At 39.2% G+C, this 19,731-nt stretch carries 13 protein-coding genes and 1 tRNA gene; 9 read left to right on the top strand and 5 right to left on the bottom strand.

Annotated features, from left to right (window positions below; genetic code table 11):
• The first annotated feature begins 89 nt into the window (after window positions 1–89).
• Window positions 90–3,233: a TonB-dependent receptor domain-containing protein gene (locus ABEG20_RS04950; RefSeq protein ID WP_406826277.1), complete on the top strand. Its 3,144-nt coding sequence runs from the start codon at window positions 90–92 to the stop codon at window positions 3,231–3,233.
• Window positions 3,234–3,716: 483 nt separating this feature from the next.
• Here the strand turns inward: ABEG20_RS04950 and ABEG20_RS04955 are convergent, their stop codons facing one another.
• The 3 genes from ABEG20_RS04955 to ABEG20_RS04965 all read right to left on the bottom strand — a co-directional run bounded on the left by ABEG20_RS04955 (window position 3,717) and on the right by ABEG20_RS04965 (window position 8,291).
• Complete coding sequence (locus ABEG20_RS04955) at window positions 3,717–4,112, bottom strand: c-type cytochrome (RefSeq protein ID WP_406826278.1); 396 nt, start codon at window positions 4,110–4,112, stop codon at window positions 3,717–3,719.
• A gap of 170 nt (window positions 4,113–4,282) precedes the next feature.
• Window positions 4,283–5,464 (bottom strand): AIR synthase related protein, encoded by a 1,182-nt coding sequence (locus ABEG20_RS04960; RefSeq protein ID WP_406826279.1) that lies wholly within the window; start codon window positions 5,462–5,464, stop codon window positions 4,283–4,285.
• A 652-nt stretch (window positions 5,465–6,116) separates the two neighbouring features.
• A complete protein-coding gene (locus ABEG20_RS04965) occupies window positions 6,117–8,291 on the bottom strand; it encodes a glutamine synthetase III (RefSeq protein WP_406826280.1) in 2,175 nt (724 codons plus the stop codon).
• 202 nt (window positions 8,292–8,493) lie between these two features.
• On the opposite strand from ABEG20_RS04965, the gene ABEG20_RS04970 reads away from it, so the two are divergent.
• Window positions 8,494–9,336, top strand: a complete 843-nt coding sequence (locus tag ABEG20_RS04970; protein ID WP_406826281.1) for an energy transducer TonB — start codon at window positions 8,494–8,496, stop codon at window positions 9,334–9,336.
• An 18-nt stretch (window positions 9,337–9,354) separates the two neighbouring features.
• A complete protein-coding gene (locus tag ABEG20_RS04975) occupies window positions 9,355–9,705 on the top strand; it encodes a hypothetical protein (RefSeq protein ID WP_406826282.1) in 351 nt (116 codons plus the stop codon).
• Window positions 9,706–10,403: 698 nt separating this feature from the next.
• On the opposite strand, the gene purL is transcribed toward ABEG20_RS04975, so the two are convergent.
• Window positions 10,404–14,087 (bottom strand): phosphoribosylformylglycinamidine synthase, encoded by a 3,684-nt coding sequence (gene purL / locus ABEG20_RS04980; RefSeq protein ID WP_406826283.1) that lies wholly within the window; start codon window positions 14,085–14,087, stop codon window positions 10,404–10,406.
• A 183-nt stretch (window positions 14,088–14,270) separates the two neighbouring features.
• Between purL and ABEG20_RS04985 the strand changes: the two genes are divergently transcribed.
• From ABEG20_RS04985 to fbp, 5 genes are all read left to right on the top strand, one after another.
• Window positions 14,271–14,651, top strand: a complete 381-nt coding sequence (locus tag ABEG20_RS04985) for a VOC family protein (protein ID WP_406826284.1) — start codon at window positions 14,271–14,273, stop codon at window positions 14,649–14,651.
• 1 nt (window position 14,652) lies between these two features.
• A complete protein-coding gene (locus ABEG20_RS04990) occupies window positions 14,653–15,354 on the top strand; it encodes a tRNA1(Val) (adenine(37)-N6)-methyltransferase (RefSeq protein WP_406826285.1) in 702 nt (233 codons plus the stop codon).
• 86 nt (window positions 15,355–15,440) lie between these two features.
• Complete coding sequence (locus ABEG20_RS04995; RefSeq protein WP_406826286.1) at window positions 15,441–17,240, top strand: serine hydrolase; 1,800 nt, start codon at window positions 15,441–15,443, stop codon at window positions 17,238–17,240.
• Between the two features lie 40 nt (window positions 17,241–17,280).
• On the top strand, window positions 17,281–17,772 hold the full coding sequence (locus ABEG20_RS05000) for a metallophosphoesterase family protein (protein ID WP_406826287.1): 492 nt from the start codon (window positions 17,281–17,283) through the stop codon (window positions 17,770–17,772).
• 19 nt (window positions 17,773–17,791) lie between these two features.
• Complete coding sequence (gene fbp / locus ABEG20_RS05005; RefSeq protein ID WP_406826288.1) at window positions 17,792–18,871, top strand: class 1 fructose-bisphosphatase; 1,080 nt, start codon at window positions 17,792–17,794, stop codon at window positions 18,869–18,871.
• On the opposite strand, the gene rnhA is transcribed toward fbp, so the two are convergent.
• Window positions 18,868–19,341 carry a ribonuclease HI gene (gene rnhA / locus ABEG20_RS05010; RefSeq protein WP_406826289.1) on the bottom strand — a complete coding sequence of 158 codons (474 nt, stop codon included), beginning with the start codon at window positions 19,339–19,341 and terminating at the stop codon, window positions 18,868–18,870. The two genes, fbp and rnhA, sit on opposite strands and share 4 nt — an antisense overlap.
• Before the next feature lie 176 nt (window positions 19,342–19,517).
• Between rnhA and ABEG20_RS05015 the strand changes: the two genes are divergently transcribed.
• Window positions 19,518–19,591: transfer RNA gene (locus ABEG20_RS05015), tRNA-His, on the top strand.
• The last annotated feature ends 140 nt before the right edge of the window (window positions 19,592–19,731 follow it).

Here is a 19,731-nt window from a genome sequence, read left to right on the forward strand (position 1 = left end):
TAAAATGTGTTAAATTTTATTAGGACATTTGCAGTTACAAAATCCCTTTTGATTATCATTAACAACAAAAAACATTTAAAAATCAAAGTATGAAGAAATCTTTACTTTTAAGATTAGTACTGGTTATTGTTGCATTTGTAGGTATTACTTTTAGTGCGAATGCACAGGTAACCACATCCTCAATGACAGGAACAATTAAGGATGCCAAAGGCGCCTTACCTGGTGCAAGTGTTAAAGCCACGCACACACCTACCGGGACTGTTTATACTGTATCTACAAACAACGATGGTAGATTCAGTATGGCAAACATGAGAGTTGGCGGACCTTACACGGTAGAAATTAGTTTTGTGGGTTACAATCCGGAGAAAATTACCGGAATTCAATTAAAGCTGGGCGAACCATTTGCTTTAAATTTAATATTGAGCGACAATAGTAATGTTCTGCAGGAAGTTAATGTATCTGGTAAAAAAGATCCTCTTTTAAATAGTAAAAGAACTGGTGCTGCTACGACTGTATCAAAAGAGCAAATCCAAAATTTACCAAGTTTAAGCAGAAGCATTAATGATTTTACTAGACTTACTCCGCAAGCAAATGGAAACTCTTTTGCTGGGTCTAATAGTAAATATAATAGCTTAACTATTGATGGTGCTGTTAACAACGACGTTTTTGGATTAACTAGCTCTGGTTTACCAGGTGGACAGGCTAATACTCAGCCAATCTCACTGGATGCGATTCAAGAGATTCAAGTTGTATTAGCTCCATACGATATTACTTATGGTAATTTTACAGGTGGAGGTATTAATGCGGTTACCAGATCAGGCTCTAATACTGTAGAAGGTTCTGCATGGTTTTACGGTAGAAATGAAAAGTTAGTCGGTAAAAGTTTCTTAGGTGAAAAAGCGACAAGTTTTTACAACACAAATTATGGTTTAAGAATAGGTGCGCCAATTGTTAAAGATAAGTTGTTTTTATTTGTAACAGGTGAGCAGACAAGAATTAAAACGCCAACATTGAATAATGCTGGTGATGCTGTATCCGTAATTAGCACAGCAGATGCGCAAAGCTTGGCTAACTATGTTAATTCTAAGTACGGTTATGATATCGGAACCGGTGCTGAAGTTCCGGCTAAGACTCAAAGTGATAAAATCTTTGCACGTTTAGATTGGAATATCAGTAGTAAGCATCAATTAACATTGCGCCATAATTACATCAAAGCATTTGATGATAATATTAGCAGAAGTTCTACCGCATTTCGTTTCGAAAATAATGCCTATAAATTTAATAACAACCAAAATGTTAGTGTGCTTGAGTTGAGGTCTCAGTTCAATTCAAATCTTTCTAATAATTTAATTATCGGTTATTCAAGAGTTAGAGATAGCCGTCAAACTGCTGGATCATTATTCCCTCAGGTGGAGATTCAGAACTGGGGAGGGATTTCAGGCAGAACTGTTACATTCGGATCTGAAAGAAGTTCAACTAAAAATGAATTAGACCAAGATATCGTTGAATTTACGGACAATTTGAAGTTGCTGGTTGGAAATCACACTTTCACATTGGGAACACACAATGAGTTTTTTAAATTCAGAAACCTGTTTGTAAGTAATTACAACGGAAGATATCGTTTTACCTCTTTACAGAATTTCAATGATAATAAACCTAATAATATTGACATTACTTATCCTGCTGTAGCTGGTACTTTACCTGCGGCTCAATTTAAGGCAGCTCAATTAGGTTTTTATTTTCAAGATGAGATTCAGGTTGATCAAAGTTTTAGAATGACAGCAGGGTTACGTGTTGATGTACCTATCTTTAATGATAAGCCTGCAAATAATGCGGCGGTTGCTGCATCTTTCCCTGGTTATGGAACGAGTAATATTCCTAGTGGTCAGGTATTGGTTTCACCACGTATTGGATTTAATTGGGATCTAACAGGAAACCGTTCCATTCAGTTAAGAGGTGGTTCCGGATTATTTACAGGTAGGGTACCATTTGTATGGATGTCTAACCAGTATGGAAATACAGGATTGGATTATAAAACAATTTCGTTAACAGGTACTACCGCAAATAACACTGGATTCCAACCTGACGTTACAAAACAATCAACAGTAGGAACAGCGGGAAATACCTACGCGGTTAACTTAATGAGTCCTAACTTTAAATTACCTCAAGTATTTAGGAGTAATTTAGCTTTAGATATGAAATTGCCTGCAGGTATAGTGGCAACTTTAGAAGGAATTTATAGTAAAACTGTAAATAACATATTATATAGAGATATAAATGTTAAACCTTCTACAGCTTCATTAAATCCAATAATTTCCGGTGGTGCTGATACACGTCCTTTCTATGGTTCAAAGGTTAGTACTACTTACACCGGAGCATACTTACTTGATAACACCAGTAAAGGAGACTCTTATAGCTTGACAGCTCAATTGCAAAAATCTTTTGATAATGGATTATTCGCAAGTACTGCTTATACATATGGTAAATCTAAAGATGTTAACTCAGGCGCCAGCAGTGTGGCACTATCAAACTGGGAATTTGTTCAGGTTGTTCGCAATGCAAATGATCCAGAATTAGTGTATTCAAATTTTGATATTCGTCATAGAATCATTGGTACTTTAGGATATACTTTAAATTACGGCAAAAACAAAGCAAGTGGAACAACAGTATCTTTGTTTTATGTAGGTAATTCAGGGTCACCTTTTACATATCTTTATAACGGAGATTTAAATGGTGATGGTGCATTTTCAAATGATTTATTGTATGTTCCCCGTAATCAGTCTGAAATAAGAATAATAAATAATCTAACGGTTGGTACAGGAACAGCTGCAAGAGTTTATACTCCGGCTCAGCAGTGGGCTGCTTTAGACGCATTTATTAATAATGATCCTTATTTAAGTAAATTGAGAGGTCAATATACACAAAGAAATGGTGCGAGATTACCATGGCAACATCAGTTTGATTTCAGAATCATGCAGGATATAGGTACAATGATCGGTACAAGTAAAAACCGTCTGCAATTATCTTTCGATATCATTAACGTTGGTAATTTATTAAATAAAAATTGGGGCAGACAATACTTTATCACTAACCAAGCATATCAGCTAATTAGCTATAGTAGCTCAAATAGTGGTAGCTTTACTTTCTCTCCTGAAACTCCTTCAAATATTTTGTCAGAGTCATTTTCTTCAAGATGGCAAGGACAAGTTGGGGTTAGATATTTATTTAACTAATATTAAAAAATAGAATATTAATATTGAGCCCCGATCAAACGATCGGGGCTTTTTTTATAAAATAAAAACCAATTTCCACCAGAATTTGATTTTATCTTTAGTCTATTTTATTTAAAAATAAATTATAAAACAGTGAGTGGGTCAAAAACACCCCGAGGCCTAAGCAACCATTAAAGCATGGGCGGAAGAATACGATTATGTACCTGCTGTAGTTGCAGATACAGCCAAAAATAGCGGAGAAGATGTTTTAAGGATACATTTTCCTAAGCATAGTGATAACGCATCCGATTTAAAAGAAACAGATTGGAAAACTTTCTTTAAAACCTTTGATAAGCATGAACTTGATTTCCTTTATCAGGAAAAGAAAGTTGACGGAGAGGAAAGTACTTTTCATAAATTCGCAGCAAGAGACTAAAGGCAAAAAGCCTGATCAATAAATCAGGCTTCTTGCTTTAAGGAAAAAAATTTTTAACAGGCCAGAATTTATTTAGCCGGTTCGGTTTTGCCATTGTGGCAGGTTATGCAGGCAATCTGGGTAATGGTTTTTCCTTCCTGTAGAGCGTTGTGGAAATATTTCTTATTAATTTTAGCGGTCATACGCATCATCTGGCGTGCGGTTTCTTTTTCTGGTTTTTCATCACTGGCAAAATCCATCTTTCGCGGGTTATCTTTCATTGAGACATGGCAATGACTGCAGCGTACTCCTAATGCAAGCTTAAAGTCGTCCATTACTTTATCTAGCTCTTCCTTGCTGATGTTTTTAGGTAATACCTTTAAATTTTTTGCTTTTGGTGCTGGTTCAGGTTTTGGCATAAAGGCACTCAGGCTGAATGCAAAGCAAGCCAGCAGGGCCATTACCATGGTCTTTTTATAATTCATGTTCTGTTAGTTTGTATAACTAATATAATCTTTTTCCGCTTGTCGAAAATAACTTTAACAGATTGTAATGAATTTATTTCAGTAGCTGAGGTAAGCAGGAAGGTTCCGTTTAAAAAAAGAAAGGCTTCGGAGTTTATCCGAAGCCTTTATATTAAATGCAAAGCGGGAGTTTAGTTGTAAACAAAAGTTCCTTTTTCGCTTTCGATGGTTACCTGTTTTTGTTCGCCTTTTTCTACGCGGCCAATAATTTTGGCTTCGATATTAAAACTTTTGGAAATTTCGATTAGGCTATCTGCAATTTCCTGTGGTACGTATAGTTCCATTCTGTGTCCCATATTAAACACTTTATACATTTCCTTCCAATCGGTGCCCGATTGCTCCTGGATCAGCTTAAATAACGGTGGAACAGGGAATAAATTGTCTTTTATCACATGGATATCATCGTTGATGAAATGTAATACTTTGGTTTGGGCGCCACCGCTGCAATGTACAATACCATTAATCTGACTGCGGTGTTTCTCTAAAATCTGCTTAATCACCGGTGCATAGGTACGTGTAGGGGATAGTACCAGTTTACCTACGGTTATTTTGCCATGGCCTTCAATTTCAATCTCGTCGGTTAGTTTTTTACCACCGGAGAAAACCAGGTCAAATGGTACTGCCGGATCGAAGCTTTCAGGGTAGGTATTGGCTACAGATTTTTCGAAAACATCATGTCGTGCAGAAGTTAAACCATTTGAGCCCATACCGCCATTGTATTCGGTTTCGTAAGTCGCTTGTCCGGATGAGGCTAAGGCCACAATTACATCGCCAGGTTTAATGTTATCGTTGCTGATGATGTCTTCGCGCTTTAAGCGACAAGTCACCGTAGAATCGACGATAATAGTTCTCACCAAATCGCCCACATCGGCAGTTTCACCACCTGTTGAGTAAATGGTAATGCCTTGCTCACGTAAATCGGCCAGGATTTCTTCTGTCCCATTAATCACAGCCGCAATTACTTCGCCCGGAATCAGGTTTTTATTGCGACCGATGGTTGATGACAAGAGGATATTATCGGTAGCACCTACACAGATCAGGTCATCAATATTCATGATAATGGCATCCTGCGCAATACCTTTCCAAACCGAAATATCGCCGGTTTCTTTCCAGTATACATAGGCTAAAGATGATTTGGTGCCGGCACCGTCAGCATGCATAATGTTACAATATGCCTCATCGCCTCCTAAAATATCGGGAATGATTTTGCAGAATGCTTTTGGGAAAATTCCTTTATCGATGTTTTTGATGGCATTGTGCACATCTTCTTTTGAGGCAGAAACGCCACGTTGATTGTACCTGTTATCACTCATGTTGCCGCAAAGATAGTTGTTTAAGGTGGAAGGTAAAAGGGAAGAAGATAGAAAGTCTGAAGTCGGGGTCAGAAGTCAGATGTCGGGAGTCAGAAGTCCGGAGTCGAAAGTCTAAAGTCGGGAGTCGATTATGCAAAGTAAATAATCAGATATGGTTTTGGAAGTGAACGTTCGTTTTCCATGGCGGTTTGCTGTCCCGCTTTTCCTGCTGCCGTTTTAAAACTGTGAAATAAAAAAAATAACGGATAAAACGGCATTCGTACAATCGGGCTTAGGGCATTGAGTTTGGTTCGTTGTGGCGGTTTTCTCTTGCCTTGCACAGGCTTATCTAAAATAAACCTGATTGCATGGATGCTGTAAACGATGAATTAAAGACATAGAAAAAATTTACAGCAGGAAGGAAAGCAGGACTGTCTTAACCGATGCGCAGGGGTATTGCTTTCCAGAAAAGATCTATTGGTTATTGATAATTGTAAATAGTAAGATCCTGAAACAAGTTCAGGATGATGATGATACGATCAAAGTTTACAGTTTTCAATTTTCAGTGGTCAGTTTTCAGTAGCCCATTTAAATACTACTGACCAATAAACTAATAAAAAAGGGCGTAAAGTTAAACCTTACGCCCTATACCTTAAACCTTACGGCTTAAAATCTATTTCATAAATAATAATTCTCTGAATTTTGGTAAAGGCCAAACGCTGTCGTCAACAATTTGTTCCAGTTTATCAGCATGGTAACGGATGGTATCGAAGTAAGATTTAACTTTCTCATCGTAGGCAATCGCTTTTTCGCGGGTATCTTCGATTTTGTTGGTTACTTTACGTTCTTCTAACATCGCATCGATATTGGTTTTAACGATATCCAGGTGTTCAGATAGTTTTTTAACGATATCGATAGAAACTTTACTGCTTACACCAATTTCTTTTAATCCTTTTACGTTTTCGATTAAAGAGTTTTGGTAAGCAATTGCAGCAGGAATAATCGCCGTGTTGGCTACTTCACCCATTACGCGTGCTTCGATCTGTAATTTTTTGTAGAAGTTTTCTAACATGATTTCATGACGGGCATGAATTTCACGTGAGCTGTAAATACCTGTTGTTGCAAATAATTCAGCTGATTTTTCCGTTAAGTAAGCATCTAAAGCTTTAGGCGTGGTTTTGATGTTCGATAAACCGCGTGCAGCAGCTTCATCTTCCCATTCCTGGCTGTAACCATTACCTTCGAAACGGATTGATTTAGATTCTTTGATGTATTTTTTGATCACCGTTAATAAAGCGATGTCTTTTTTATCTCCTTTCTTGATCAACTTATCCACTTCAGCTTTGAATTTAATCAATTGCTCAGCCATAATCGCGTTTAAGATCGTCATCGGAGCAGAAGAGTTTGCAGAAGAACCTACAGCTCTTAACTCAAATTTATTACCTGTAAAAGCGAAAGGAGAAGTACGGTTACGATCGGTATTATCCAGTAAAATCTGAGGGATTTTAGGAATACCTAACCAAAGGGCGTTATCTTCTTTGATTTTTTTGCTGATACGTGAGTGCTCAATTTCATCTAATACATCGTTCAATTGTGAACCCAGGAAGATAGAGATGATTGCCGGTGGCGCCTCGTTAGCACCTAAACGGTGATCGTTGCTTACCGATGCAATACTTGCACGTAATAAATCTGCATGCTCGCTAACTGCTTTAATGGTATTCACGAAGAAAGCAAGGAACATTAAATTGTTTTTAGGCGTTTTACCTGGTGCCAATAAGTTTTTACCGGTATCGGTAATTAACGACCAGTTGTTGTGTTTACCTGATCCGTTGATGCCTGCGTATGGTTTTTCGTGTAATAAAACACGGAAGTGGTGACGACGGGCAACTTTTTCCATCAAATCCATCAACAATTGGTTGTGATCGATAGCTAAGTTGATTTCCTCATAAATTGGCGCGCATTCGAATTGAGAAGGTGCAACCTCATTGTGACGGGTTTTTAAAGGAATACCTAGTTTTAATGCTTCGTTTTCGAAATCTACCATGTAGCTGAATACGCGCTCAGGAATAGAACCGAAATAGTGATCTTCTAACTGCTGACCTTTAGCAGACATGTGTCCGAATAAAGCACGGCCGGTTAACAATAAATCCGGGCGGGCGTTAAATAACGACTCATCAACCAGGAAATATTCTTGCTCAATACCTAAAGAAGCATTTACTTTAGTAATGCTTTTATCGAAATACTGGCAAACATCAACAGCCGCTTTATCTAATGCAGCCAGTGCTTTTAATAAAGGTGCTTTATAATCTAATGCTTCTCCTGTATAAGATACGAAAACGGTTGGGATACAAAGGGTTTTACCCGCTTTGCTTTCCATAATGAAAGCTGGAGATGAAGGATCCCAGGCAGTATAACCACGCGCTTCGAAAGTGTTACGGATACCGCCGTTAGGGAAACTCGATGCATCTGGTTCTTGCTGAACCAAGGCGCTACCTGAAAATTTTTCGATTGCACCTTCACCGCTAGGCTCAAAAAACGAATCGTGTTTTTCGGCTGTAGTACCGGTTAAAGGCTGGAACCAGTGTGTATAGTGGGTTGCTCCAGCAGCCATTGCCCATGATTTCATGGCCGTAGCAATCTGGTTTGCGTCGTCTGCGTTAATTAACTCACCTTGGTTGATAGATGAAATTAATTTCTCATACACGTCTTTAGATAAGAAATCTCTCATTTTTTTCTTATCAAATACATTAGCGCCAAAAAAGTCAGAAATTTTTGCAGAAGGAGATTTAACTTCAGGCGAAATTCTGTTTTGAGCCTCTTTTAATGCGATGGTTCTTAAGCTTTTCATTAATTCGTTATGTTTTTTGTCAAAAATAGTATATTTTATCAATTCAAATAAAATAATCGCAAAAAATATATCAATTTTATTGAAAATGAAATAAAAAAATGTTTTTCAGGTGAGAAATTTCATTTTTTGTAACGAAAATAGATTTTTCGGATGTTTTATGGAATGGTAGATTCTTTTGCATCATGCTATAAAAATAAAAGCTATGTTCAACTCTTCCATTAACGTATACAAGACTGAGTGGCTCGATCTTGTATTTGCAGGCCGCAACAAAAACTATGGTGCTTATGATTTAAGGTCCAAATCATCGTCGATTATGACCAGGGTACTTTTGGTTTCAGGTAGTATATTCATCATTGCCTGTTTCTCCCCCTTAATCTATAACAAGTTGGTTCCCAGGGAAAATGTGGTTGTAGAAAAAGCAAAGGTTATTGATTTAACGCAAGTGATTCACCAAATGAAACCGAAAACACCGGAACCGGAGAAGAAGATTGAACCGGCAAAGGCTGAAGCGGTTAAGGTGAAAACCATTGCGCTTCCCTCACAGGTAGTTGTGGTAAATAAAGTAGACCTTCCGGATCCGCCAACCATTAAAGAAATCGAGCAAGCAGTAATCAGTGATAAAACGCAAGATGGAATTATAGCGCCTAATGCAACGATTTCGGATAATAAAGGTACTGGTGATGGGACTGGAACAGCTAAAGAAGGTACTGGAACAGCGGAAGATAAAGAGATTTATTTAGGTGCTGATGAATACCCGGAGTTTAATGGTGGTGCCAAAGCATGGTCTAAATATATGGAGCGTAACTTAAGGTACCCGTATCAGGCGCAGGAAGATGGTATTCAAGGTAAGGTATTTGTAAGTTTTGTGGTAGAAAAAGACGGTTCGATTACAGATGTGTCTGTAATAAAAGGGATTGGTTTTGGTTGTGATGAAGAAGCAATGAAAGTAATTAAAAAATCGCCGCTATGGAAACCTGGTAAAAACAAAGGTATCCCTGTGCGGGTAAGGTATAATATGGCCATTAATTTTCAGATATCTAATTAAAATTTAAAAGCTGACCCCATGAAAAAGTACACACTAATTTGCCTGATTCTATGTTTGATTTCTGTACACTTCAGTGCCAAAGCTTTGTTGATTGCAGATGGTATTAAAACAGAAAGTATTAAACAAGCCAATGCCGATATTAAAAAAGGCAGGCTTAAATTCCTGATTCAGGGTGGAATTGTATCCACACGTGTTAAAGGACAGGAACGATTTGAGCAGAAATATGGTGTGGTGTATTTTGATTTTGGATGTGTTGGGCCTTCAACTATCAGGATTGAAGATTATAATAAGGTAATTGCCTCTTTTATGGACAAAAAATATGGGAAATCCTGGAGAAGAGAAGTGAGGAAGGATGTGCAGGGGATTTAGAGGATGGTAAATGGACGATGTAAGATGGATAATGTGGCATGGATGATGTTTAATTAAATTGATCGGATTGAAAGTAAGTGAAAGTGATACTTACATTTTATCTATACCATTTCACCTTTGCCATTTGACTCATGCCATCTTACTTATTCTATCTTACATGTTAAAATTGCTACCATTCTTGTTGTTATTTTGAGGTAGATGTAGCGTTAGGTGAACGGTTTGGGCGGTGCCCAGGCCGTTTTTTTTAAGACTCATCACCCTGAACTTGTTTCGGGTGATGGATGCTGAAATAAATTGACAGTGGCAGTGTTCCCTTGTTTGTCATTCTGAACGAAGTGAAGAATCTTTTAGCGATGAAGTAGTGCTTATTGTCAATTTAACCATTTCAGGCCCGTGAAAAATTAGAACATATAACTATTTTTTAAAGATTCTTCTTGCCTCAGCATGACAGATTCGGTAGAGAAGTGTGCCTATATAGATTTCTCTATTTCGCTGCGCTTCAGTCGAAATGACGCGATTCTTAAAAGCAAAAAATGGATGGTTGTTTTTAATTTCTTCATCCATTTAATTTAGTTATGGAGAGTTGTCAGCTTTCTTGCCAACATGCTTGTAAAGTTGACAACTCTATTCCTGATGACATAAAAAAATGGATGATGGTTTTTAATTCCATCATCCATTTTACATCTTCCATCCAACTATTACCCTTGGTTTTCAATCCATTTACGGGCATTTACAAAGGCTTCCATCCATGGCGAAACTTCGTCTTTACGGCCTGCCGGATAATTTGCCCAGTGCCATTGGAACAATGAACGTTCAATGTGTGGCATCATCACCAGGTGACGGCCGGTTTCATCGCATAACATGGCGGTGTTGTAATCAGAACCGTTCGGACTGGCCGGATAGGTTTCGTAAGCATATTTGGCTACAATTTTGTACTGATCTTCTGCGTATGGTAAAGAAAATCTTCCTTCGCCATGCGATACCCAAACACCTAAAGTGCTGCCGGCAAGGCTGGATAACATCACTGAATTGTTTTCCTGTAAGGTTAGTGAAGTGAAAATACTTTCGTGTTTGCCACTTTTGTTATGCAACATTTTTGGTTTATCGGCATGGTCTTTATTAATTAAGCCCAGCTCAATAAATAACTGACAGCCGTTACAGATCCCCACTGATAAGGTATCAGGACGGGCAAAGAATTTCTCTAAAGCAATTCTCGCTTTCTCGTTATATAAAAATGCACCTGCCCAGCCTTTTGCCGATCCTAAAACATCAGAGTTAGAGAAACCGCCCACCGCACCGATAAACTGGATATCTTCCAAAGTTTCCCGGCCGGTAATTAAATCGGTCATGTGTACATCTTTTACATCAAAACCTGCCAAATACATGGCGTTTGCCAGTTCACGCTCAGAATTACTTCCTTTTTCGCGGATAATGGCTGCTTTTGGTCTGGGTTTAGTTTCGTCGATTACCGGTTTTTTACCATCAAAAGTAAGTGGGAAACTGTAATTTAAAACGTGGTTTTTATAATTATCGTAGCGCGCTTTGGCTAAGCCGTTTCCGGTTTGTCTGCTATCTAACAAGTATGAAGTTTTAAACCAAACATCGCGTAAATGGTCGATATCAAAACTAAAGCTGTCGTCAGCATTTTTAACTTCCAATTTAGCCGAAGTGTTTACTGTACCTATTTTGTGGAAAGCAACGCCATTTTCGGTTAATGTAGCTTCTGCAGCAGCATCAGCCTGGAAAACAACGGCAATATTCTCGGCAAAAAGCAATTTTAGGCTATCCTGCTCTGCTAAAGCCGATAAATCTATTTGGGCGCCTAAATCGCGGTCGGCAAAACACATTTCCAGCAGCGTTGTAATTAAACCACCGCTGCCAATATCGTGTCCGGCCTGGATCTGACCAGCTTTAATTAATTGTTGAAGGGTATTGAAAGCTGTTTTAAATTGACCGGCATCTTTAATATCAGGCGTTTCGGTACCTACCTTGTTTAAAACCTGTGCGAAAGATGAACCGCCCAGTTTATAGCTATCGTTAGATAGGTTGATGTAGTAAATGGCGCCACCATCTTTTTGCAATACCGGTTCAACCACTTTAGTGATATCATCGCAGTTGGCACCAGCCGAAATAATTACCGTTCCTGGCGCAATCACATCTCCATTGGCATATTTCTGTTTCATCGATAAGGAATCTTTCCCGGTTGGGATATTGATGCCTAAATCGATTGCAAAATCAGAACAAGCTTTTACGGCTGAATATAATCTGGCATCTTCGCCTTCATTTTTACAGGCCCACATCCAGTTGGCAGAAAGTGAAACACTTTTTAAGCCATCTTTTAAAGGTGCCCAAACGATGTTCGAAAGTGATTCGGCGATGGCATTGCGGCTACCGGCAGCCGGATCAATCAGCGCCGAAACAGGTGAGTGACCAACTGAAGTGGCAATACCTTCTTTTCCCTGAAAATCTAAAGCCATTACGCCGCAGTTATTTAACGGCAATTGCAGCGGACCAGCACATTGTTGTTTCGCTACGCGGCCACCCACACACCTGTCAACCTTGTTGGTTAACCAGTCTTTGGAAGCAACTGCTTCTAATTGAAGTACTTGTTCCAGGTAAGTGTTTAATTGGCCGGCATCGTAGTGAAGTGCGCTATATTTACGATCTACCGTGCTGTCTTCCATTACCACTTTGGGCGAGCTGCCGAACATGTCAGCCAATTCAAAATCCATTGGTTTTAAACCGGTAGTGGCCGATTTAAAGGTGAAACGGTGATCGCCGGTCACTTTACCCACGGTATACATCGGTGAACGCTCGCGGTCGGCAATTTTTTGTAAGGTTTCGATATGCTCGTTGCCGATGACCAGTCCCATTCTTTCCTGCGATTCGTTACCGATAATTTCTTTTGCCGAAAGGGTAGGGTCACCTACCGGAAGTTTGTCCAGGTCGATTAACCCACCGGTTTCTTCAACGAGTTCTGATAAACAGTTTAAGTGACCACCTGCACCGTGATCGTGGATGGAGATGATCGGATTGTGATCGCTTTCCACCATGCCACGGACAGCATTAGCTGCACGTTTTTGCATTTCCGGGTTCGATCGCTGGATGGCATTTAATTCAATGCCACTTCCGTGCTGACCTGTATCAGCAGATGAAACTGCTGCACCACCCATGCCGATCCTGTAATTTTCGCCACCCAGAATGACAATATTATCGCCTTCCTGTGGTTTAAGTTTTTGCGCCTGGCTGGCTTTACCGTAACCAATACCGCCGGCCAGCATAATTACTTTATCAAAACCCAGGGTACGGTTATCTTCTTCATGTTCGAAAGTTAAAACCGACCCGGTAATGAGTGGCTGGCCGAATTTATTTCCGAAATCTGTAGCACCGTTCGATGCCTTGATCAGGATATCCATTGGCGTTTGGTACAGCCACTGCCTTTCTTCTACACCCTGTTCCCATGGGCGGTTATCTTCTAAGCGGGAAAGTGCGGTCATGTATACTGCCGTTCCGGCTAAAGGTAAAGAACCCTGGCCACCAGCTAAACGATCTCTGATTTCGCCGCCAGAACCTGTTGCAGCACCATTAAAAGGCTCAACAGTAGTTGGGAAATTATGTGTTTCTGCTTTTAAGGAGATTACAGATTCGAAATCGCTCAGGGCGTAAAAATCAGGCTGATCGGCACGTTTAGGTGCAAATTGCTGCACTTTAGGTCCTTTAATAAAAGCAACGTTATCTTTATAGGCCGAAACAATATCGTTAGGATGTGCTTCAGAAGTTTTGCGGATCAGTTTAAACAAAGATGTAGGCTGCTCTACACCATCGATTACAAATTTTCCGTTAAAGATTTTATGGCGGCAGTGTTCTGAGTTGACCTGCGAAAAGCCAAAAACTTCTGAATCGGTTAATGGTCGTTCTAATTTTTGCGCCAGCGTATTTAAATAGTCAACTTCCTCATCACTTAAAGAAAGTCCTTCCTGTTTATTATATGCAGCAATATCGGTAATTTCTAAAATAGGCTCAGGTTTAATGTTGATGGTATAAACGTTCTGATCAAGCTTGCCATATTTTTGAGAAAGCATCGGATCAAAATCAGCAAAATTTTCATCAACCTGCTTAAATTCTTCGATCCTGATCATGCCCTGCATATCCATATTCTGCGTAATTTCTACTGCGTTGGTACTCCATGGCGTGATCATAGCTGCCCGTGGACCTACAAAAAAGCCTTCTAAAGCCGTTTCTTGTGAGATTTTGGCGCCGCCAAATAACCATTCGAGTTTCGTAATATCAGTTGTAGAAAGCGTTTTGTCTGTTTGTAGAACAAAAACCGTTTGCGATTGCCCTTCGACAGGCTCAGGATGACTAGAGAAGAAATGAATCATGCTTTTTTTTTGAAGTCGCAAATTTAGCGTTTTTAAATTTAATGAGTGAAGGAATGAGGGATTGAATGATAGAATTTTGAACGATTTTAAAATAATGGACGAATGATTGAGTTTTGAATTCGAGAATGCAGAACTTTGCAAATCATTCAATCATACACTCATTCTTAAATTCAATCATTATTTATGCTACGAATCCACCACATTGCCATCATCTGCTCGGATTATCAAAAATCAAAAGATTTTTATGTGAATAAATTGGGCTTTACGATGCTTGCTGAAGTGTACAGGGCAGAGCGGAAATCGTATAAGCTGGACCTGGCTGTGAATGGCATTTATCAGATCGAACTTTTTTCTTTTGAAAATCCACCGCCAAGACCATCACGCCCTGAGGCACAGGGTTTACGTCATCTGGCCTTCGAAGTATCGGATATTGAACAGGAGATTAAGCGGTTGAATGAACAGGGAATTGTGACCGAACCGATTCGTATTGACGAATTTACGGATAAACGTTTTACTTTTTTCGCTGATCCGGATGGTTTGCCATTAGAATTGTACGAGATTTAGGATGAGTGTCTTTAAATTTAAGCAGTTCGAAGTCGATCAAACGGGTTGCGCCATGAAGATTAATACCGATGGGGTTTTGATAGGGGCTATGGCCAATCACCACGCGCCCAGGCGCATATTGGATATAGGAACGGGTACCGGTGTAATTGCCCTGATGTTGGCACAACGCTTTCCTGATGCACGTATTCATGCTGTAGAGATAGACGGGGAGGCAGCCGAAACAGCCGGGAAGAATTTTCAGTTTTCAGTTTTTAGTGGGCGGTTAACGATTAATCATATCGCAATTGAAAAATATCACTCTGCTGAACAATTTGACCTGATTGTTTCCAATCCGCCCTTTTTCGTCAATGACCTTAAGAATGAAGAGGCACGGAAAGGGATTGCCAGGCACGCAGGTGAGGATTTTTTTAGGATATTAATTGAAAAATCAAATTCACTTTTGGCCGATGATGGAGAAATATGGCTTGTTTTGCCAGTTAAACAGGCCAATGATGTGATTGCAATCGCATCTCAATATGATTTATCGATTACGGAGCGGATCAATTTACATTCCGATAAAAATAAGCCAGCGTTCAGGCAGATTATCTCTCTGAAAAAAGGCGAAACAATTTTAAAAGAAAGTGATTTTAATATTTACCAATCTTTAAAGCAACATACACAAGAATACAAGCTTTTACTGAAAGATTTTTTTCTGGCTTATTAAGCCTGGTTTTATGCCTTATCTGATATAATTTCCAATAATTTCATTATCATTTGTAATTTAGGAGGCATAATCTCACCTGAATTAAAATGAAACGTATTCTAAATGTGTTCTTGCTGTGCTTAATAGCACTACCTTCTTTTGCTCAATCCAAAAAACAAAAAACTGGTGATCCTCTGGCCGGGATTGATACTTTGCTAAACAGGATCTTAAAAGATCAGCAGGTGGCTGGTTTTGCGGTAGCTGTGGTAAAAGGCGATCAGGTTATTTACAGTAAAGGTTTTGGCTATCGCGATCTCGAAAATAAAAAGCCGGTTACACCCAATACACTTTTTGCAATTGGTTCGAGCAGTAAAGCTTTCACGGGTTCTTTGTTGGGTTTACTCAGAAAAGAAGGAAAGCTGACTTTTGAAGATAAGGCTGTTAGTTTGTTGCCGCAACTACATTTTTATAATGAAGAAATGAACAGCCAGATTATCCTGCGCGACCTCATGGCACATAGAACTGGATTGTCGAGATACGATTTTTCATGGCTTTTATTTAATACTTCCAATAGAGATAGCATCATTGCGCGTGTAAAATATATGAAGCCAAGTGCTGCTGTACGCGAAAAATGGTTCTATAATAATTTTATGTACCTGGCACAGGGGATGATTGTGGAGCGGTTGACCGGCAAAACATGGGAACAGAATATAAAGGAGAAATTTTTTATTCCATTAGAAATGAACCGCTCAAATACTGATATTAAAGTTTTTAAACAAGATAGTGATGCTTCTTTGCCTTATACGGTTGCTAAAGGAAGTGAAATCAAAAAGGTTGATTACTACAATATTAACGGGATGGGGCCAGCGGGTAGCATTAACAGTAGTGCAAACGATATGGCTAACTGGTTAAAGGTGTGGGTGAGTGGTGGTTTTTTTAAGAAAAAGGAAATACTGTCCACTGATTATGTTCGTGAGGCTGCCAGTTCTCAGATGGTAATGTCAGCTGATTTGCCTGCTGCGCACGACGACGTTTTTTTAGCCAATTATGGTTTAGGTTGGATGATAGGTTCGTACCGGGGACATTATATGGTAGAGCATGGTGGAAACATTAATGGTTTTTCAGCCAATGTTGCTTTTCTTCCTTCCGATCAATTGGGGATAGTGGTGTTAAGTAACCAAAATGGTTCACAGGTTCCGACAGTGGTACGCAATTCTATTGTGGATAGATTGCTTAACCTTAAAACAATTGACTGGAATGGTGAGGCAATAGCAAAGACCAGAGCTGGCATGCAGGTTAACAATGGTGCTAAAAGTGCTCCCGTTTTAAATACAAAACCTTCACATCCACTAAAAGACTACGTCGGTTCATTTGAAAACCCTGCTTATGGCATTATCAAGATTACGTTTGAGAAAAATGACTTATATACCGTACTGAGTGACGAAAAAGTGGTGCTTAAACACATGCATTACGATGTTTTTGATCCAAAATCTATTGATAAAAATGGAGTAGTTGATACGGCACAGAGTAACCTGATGTTTAATTTTTCGAGTGGGATAGATGGTAAAATACAAGGCGTAGGCATTTTTTTAGATGGCAGTGATAAACCGGTGATGTTTGATTTTAAGCCCGAAACCAAAATATTATCACTTAAAGAACTTCAAAAATATGCCGGTGAATATGCTTTAGGTCAGGCCATGGTTAAAATCTATATAAAAGGAAATACTTTGATGGTATATGTGCCCGGACAGCCCGAATATGAAACAATAGTCACCGAACCGGATACATTTAGCCTAAAAGCGCTGAAAGGATATAGTGTTAAATTTAATGTTGATGCGGGCAAGCGGGTAAATTCGGTCTCTTTTATACAGCCGAATGGTGTATTTAAGGCGGTGAAGCAAAAATAATCATGGTATAGGCTGCTCAAAAATTAAAAATAAAAACAATTTGAAAAAAATAGGATTAATTTCTGATACCCATGGTTTTTTAGATGATGCGGTTTTTAAACACTTCGATGGGGTGGATGAAATATGGCATGCCGGAGATTTTGGTCCCAATGTTGCCGAACCTTTAGCAGCGTTTAAGCCTTTGCGTGGGGTATTCGGAAACATTGATGATGCAGCGATCAGAAATGAGTTTCCGGAGAAAAATCGATTTAGCTGCGAAGGAGTAGACGTTTGGATGACCCATATCGGTGGGTATCCGGGTAGGTATTCATCTTTTGTGAAACCAGAAATATACACTAACCCTCCTAAATTATTCATTACCGGGCATTCGCATATTTTGAAAGTAATGTTCGATGAAAAAATTAAATGTTTGCATATAAACCCCGGTGCAGCCGGAAAACATGGCTGGCACCAGGTGAGAACCCTGATTAGATTTTGCATTACTGAAGAAAATATTCATACCTTAGAGGTTATAGAATTATCGGGTAGATAATGTAAAATATACACTAAGTATGGTTTGTGGCGTTAAAACACTAGGACAATTTATTATAGAAAAACAGGCCGATTTTCCCTATGCCAAAGGCGAACTCTCCAGGCTGCTGCGTGATATTGGTATTGCTGCCAAAATCGTTAACCGCGAAATTAACAAGGCCGGTTTGGTTGACATCCTCGGTGATATGGGAACCACGAATATTCAGGGCGAAGAGCAGAAAAAGCTGGATGTTTATGCTGATGAACAGTTTATTGCAGCCTTGACCAGTGGTGGCGAATGTTGCATCGTAGCTACCGAGGAGGAAGATGAGATTATCCATATTGATTCGCCTGTTTCGCAGAATGCCAAATATATAGTTTGTATCGATCCTTTGGATGGCTCATCGAATACGGATGTGAATGTGGCAGTTGGGACTATTTTTTCGATTTACAGAAGGAAATCGCTTGAGGGCAGGGCCAGTTTAACGGATGTATTGCAAAAAGGCACTGAACAGGTCGCTGCGGGCTATGTTATTTATGGTTCTTCTACCATGCTGGTTTACACAACCGGAAAAGGGGTTAATGGTTTTACGCTCGATCCATCTATCGGTGAGTTTTGCCTTTCGCATCCACAGATGAAAATACCGGAAAATGGATATATGTACTCCCTGAATGAGGGTAACTATGTACATTTCCCGGATGGCGTGAAAAAATATATCAAATATTGCCAGGTAGAAGATGAGGCGACCAAGCGGCCATACACCTCGCGTTATATCGGTTCTATGGTAGGCGATATCCATCGCAATTTAATTAAAGGAGGTATCTATATTTATCCCACCACTTCACGTTCACCAAACGGGAAATTAAGGTTGTTGTACGAATGTAATCCAATGGCCTTTATTATTGAGCAGGCCGGAGGTAAGGCCAGTACCGGTTTCGAACGGATACTGGAGATTAATCCAACAGAATTGCATCAACGCGTTCCTATTTTTATCGGATCAAAAAATATGGTACAAAAAGCGGAAGATATGATGTTGTTGTACACGGAAAAATCAATCGCTATTGAAAATGATGTAGAAGCTAAACTAGAGGGTCTGAATGTAATTGGTGGCCTAGATTAAAGCAAGGTTGCCTTATTTCTTTCTGCTTCGAAAACACTGTCTATTGCTAAGTTGGCCTTGTCTTGTGAAGCAAATACAGCCAAACGGTCGCAACGTTCATTCTCCGGATGAGCGTTGTGGCCTTTGATCCATATGAATTTTACTTTATGCAGTTTATATAATTCAAGGAACCTTAACCACAGGTCTTTGTTTTTTTTATCCTTGAAACCCTTGCTCACCCAGCCGAAAACCCATTTCTTCTCTACTGCATCTACCACATATTTTGAATCGGAATAAACCGTTACCTGTTGGTTTAAGCTTTTTAATGCCTCTAATCCCTTTATCACAGCCAATAGTTCCATACGGTTATTGGTGGTCATCCTGAAGCCACCACTTAATTCCTTATAGTGCTGCCCTGCTCTTAAAATGGTGCCCCAACCGCCTGGTCCGGGGTTTCCGCTAGCTGCTCCGTCTGTGTAAATTTCGATCATAAACGGTGTAAAGTTATGTTTTTAGGTTTAGAATCGCCTATTTTATCTGTGTCTGAAATTTTTTTTCAATTTCAAATAATTGAATGTTAAGGAATTAAAAATTTGTTGTAAAAACATTGAAAAAAATATTTGCAGGGAATGTTAAAAGTCGTACTTTTGTGACATCAAAAAACACGGTGGCTGTAGCTCAGTTGGTTAGAGTATTGGTTTGTGGTGCCGAGGGTCGTGGGTTCGAGCCCCATCAGCCACCCCCGAATTTTTAAAGCAGTTCTGAAAGGAGCTGCTTTTTTTTTAAGCCATTTATCTTCAATAAGTTATAAAATATTTAATCATAGAAAAAGTGGTTCGATGTTTTGATGTCAAAAATAAGATATTTTTAAAAATACCTTT

It is taken from the genome of Pedobacter sp. KACC 23697 (genome assembly GCF_045348445.1).
GTDB lineage: Bacteria > Bacteroidota > Bacteroidia > Sphingobacteriales > Sphingobacteriaceae > Pedobacter.